Below are 3,088 nucleotides of genomic sequence, written 5' to 3'. Positions count from 1 at the left end.
CGCGACGGCGACCGGTTCGCCGCCCACGCACCGAACCTTCAGCTCGTGCTCCCCGCCCGGCCCGACGAAGGTGACCTCGACGTCGTCGTCCGGCCCCCGGTCGACGTCGGCGACCCGGTGGTCCTGCGCGGGGGCCCAGGAGACCAGGCGTACCCCGCCCGGCACGCACTCGGCCACGGCCGTGCCGCCGGCGGTCGCGAAGGCCCGCCGGGCGTCGGGGCCGGCCGACCCCGTGGGCGCGCCGACGCCGGGGGAGGAGACGCCGGAACCGGTGGGCGCCGGAGCGGCCAGGGCCCGCTCGACCTCCTCCTGGCTGCGCACCCCGCCCGGCGTGCCGGTGATGCTCTCCCCGACCAGCCGGATGGCGGCCACCCCGACTCCGGTGGCGAGCACGGCGGTGGCCAGCCACCCCGCGACCGCGAGAAGCGAACGACGACGCATCCCCCGACTATCCCCGATCCAGGGTTGACCGTGTCGTGGGACGAGGCTAAGGGACGGTTAAGGACCGGCCTGGCGTCGGCCGGGGCGGCTAGCCTCGTCGTGTGCCCCGCCTGCTGCTGATCGAGGACGACCTGACCATCCGCACGCCGCTGGCGCGGGCGCTGCGGGACCGGGGCCACGCCGTGGCCGCCGCGTCGACCGCGATGGACGGGCTGCGCGACGCCCTGGACAATCGGCCGGACCTGGTCGTGCTCGACCTGGGCCTGCCCGACCTGGACGGGCGGGAGCTGCTGCGCATGCTGCGGGCGGTCAGCGCGGTGCCCGTCATCGTGGCCACCGCCCGCGACGACGAGACCGAGATCGTCCGGGTCCTCGACGCGGGCGCCGACGACTACGTCGTGAAGCCGTTCACCGCCGCCCAGCTCGACGCGCGGGTCCGCGCGGTGCTGCGGCGCGGTGCGGGCACCGGGGCGGACGACCCCACGCTCGTGGTGGGCGGTCTGCGGGTCGACCCGCGCGCCCGCCAGGTGACCCTCGACGGCGTCGCGGTCGAGCTCACCCCGCGCGAGTTCGACCTGCTGCACCACCTCGCCGCCCGCCCCGGGGAGGTGGTCACCAAGCGGGAGCTGCTCACCGAGGTCTGGCAGATCCCGTACGGCGGCGCGGACAAGACCGTCGACGTGCACCTGTCGTGGCTGCGCCGCAAGCTGGGCGAGAACGCCCAGCAGCCCCGCTACCTGCACACCGTGCGGGGCGTGGGCGTGCGGCTGGAGCCGCCGGGCGGCGCGGCGTGAGGGCCCGCCTGGCGCTGCTGGCTGCCGCCGTCAGCGTGCTCACGCTGGTGGCGTTCCTCGTGCCGCTGGCGCTGCTGGTGCGCGCCGTGGCCGAGGACCGGGCCACCGTCCGGGCCACCGCCGACGCACAGAGCCTGGTGCCGGTGGTGGGCACGGCCGACGCCGCCACCATCCGGCTGACCGTCGAGCAGCTCGCCGCCGAGTCGGGCCGCCCGGTCAGCGTCTACCTGCCCGGCGACACCGTGCTCGGCACGCCCGTCCCGCGTACCCCCGCGGTGGCCCTGGCCGAACGCGGGCAGAGCCTCACCGCGGAGTCCGACGCGGGACGCGAGGTGGTGATCGCGGTGCAGGGCCGCCCGGACGGCACCGGGGTGATCCGCACGGTCGTGCCCCGCGCCGAGCTGACGGCCGGGGTGACCCGGGCCTGGCTCGTGCTGGCCCTGCTCGGCGTGCTGCTGGTGCTGGTGGGGCTGGCCGTGGCCGACCGGCTGGCCCGCACCCTGGTCCGGCCGATCACCGAGCTGTCGGCGGTGTCGCACCGGCTCGCCAACGCCGAGCTGGACGCGCGGGTCACCCCCGCCGGCCCGGCCGAGCTGCGTGAGGTGGCCGGCGCGCTCAACCACCTGGCCGGCCGCATCCAGGTGCTCCTGGCGCAGGAACGCGAGCAGGTGGCCGACCTGTCCCACCGGCTGCGCACCCCGCTCACCACGCTGCGGTTGGAGGCCGAGTCGCTGCCCGACCCGCAGGACGCGGCCCGGATCGCCGCCGCCGCGGACGCGCTGGAGCGGGCCGTGACCGGCCTGATCCGCCAGGCCCGCCGCGACCGGTCACCGGCCGCCGCCCCGGCCGGGTGCGACGCGGCCGCCGTGGTCGCCGACCGGGTGGCGTTCTGGTCGGTGCTCGCCGAGGACACCGGGCGGGAGGTCCACCGCGACCTGGCCGGCGGGCCGTTGCCGGTCGGGGTGCCCGCCGACGAGCTGGCCGCCGCGGTCGACGCGCTGCTCGGCAACGTCTTCGCGCACACCCCGGACGGCACCGCGTTCACCGTCCGGCTCGCCCCGCGGGACGGGCAGGTGCTGCTCGCCGTGGCCGACTCCGGCCCCGGCATGCCCGCCGCCACCGTTGCCCGGGGCGCGAGCCCGGCCGGTTCCACCGGCCTCGGCCTGGACATCGCCCGCCGGGCGGCGGAGACCGCCGGGGGCCGGCTGGAGCTGCGCTCCGCCCCCGGCGCAGGCGCGGAGGTGCGGCTCTGGCTCGGCGCGCCGCCGTCCCGCCCCTAGCGCCGGGACGGCCTTAACCCGGCCTTAGCGTCGGTGCAGCGCGCCGCTATCGCGCCAGGACCGATCCTCGGAGGCAGGAAACGAGGAAAGGTGCCCGAGATGAAGCGCAAGTCCCTGATCATGGCGTCCCTGGGCGGCGCGGCGATGCTGGCGGCGGCCGGGGTGGCCGTCGGCGTCACCGCCGCCGACAACCGGGTGGGTCGCACCACCCTGACCGCCGCCACCGCCGCCCCGGCGACCACCACGACCCCGGGCGGCGGCGCGACCGACGCCCCGACCGGTGCTCCGACCGGTGCTCCCGCCGCGACCGGCGTGCCGTCGGCCACCGACGCCCCGGCCGGCAAGGTCGACCAGCAGCGGGCCGGCGAGATCGCGCTCGCCCGGGCCGGGGGCGGGCGGATCGTCGAGGTCGAGGCCGACGACGAGCACGGCCGGGCGGTGTGGAGCATCGAGATCGTCAACGGGCAGACCGAGCACGAGATCGACGTGGACCGCAACGACGGCACCGTGGTCGAGGCCGAGCAGGAGCCGGTCGACCACGACGACGCCGACGACGACCACGACGACCGCGAC

At 77.5% G+C, this 3,088-nt stretch carries 4 protein-coding genes; 3 read left to right on the top strand and 1 reads right to left on the bottom strand.

Annotated features, from left to right (window positions below; genetic code table 11):
* Positions 1-441 (bottom strand): septum formation initiator (locus ACFYWL_RS30915; RefSeq protein ID WP_386980279.1); only part of this gene is annotated, 441 nt, incomplete at its 3' end.
* 101 nt (positions 442-542) lie between these two features.
* Between ACFYWL_RS30915 and ACFYWL_RS30910 the strand changes: the two genes are divergently transcribed.
* The 3 genes from ACFYWL_RS30910 to ACFYWL_RS30900 form a co-directional block, all read left to right on the top strand.
* On the top strand, positions 543-1,235 hold the full coding sequence (locus tag ACFYWL_RS30910; protein ID WP_386980277.1) for a response regulator transcription factor: 693 nt from the start codon (positions 543-545) through the stop codon (positions 1,233-1,235).
* Positions 1,232-2,515, top strand: a complete 1,284-nt coding sequence (locus ACFYWL_RS30905; RefSeq protein WP_386980273.1) for an ATP-binding protein — start codon at positions 1,232-1,234, stop codon at positions 2,513-2,515. Before ACFYWL_RS30910 ends, ACFYWL_RS30905 begins: the two co-directional genes overlap by 4 nt.
* A gap of 99 nt (positions 2,516-2,614) precedes the next feature.
* A partial coding sequence (locus ACFYWL_RS30900) for a PepSY domain-containing protein (RefSeq protein WP_386980270.1) occupies positions 2,615-3,088 on the top strand: 474 nt, incomplete at its 3' end.

Origin of the sequence: Micromonospora sp. NPDC002575, assembly GCF_042889525.1 — a bacterium.
Classification (GTDB): Bacteria; Actinomycetota; Actinomycetes; order Mycobacteriales; family Micromonosporaceae; genus Micromonospora; species Micromonospora carbonacea.
This window is presented reverse-complemented; position numbering and strand designations above follow the sequence as displayed.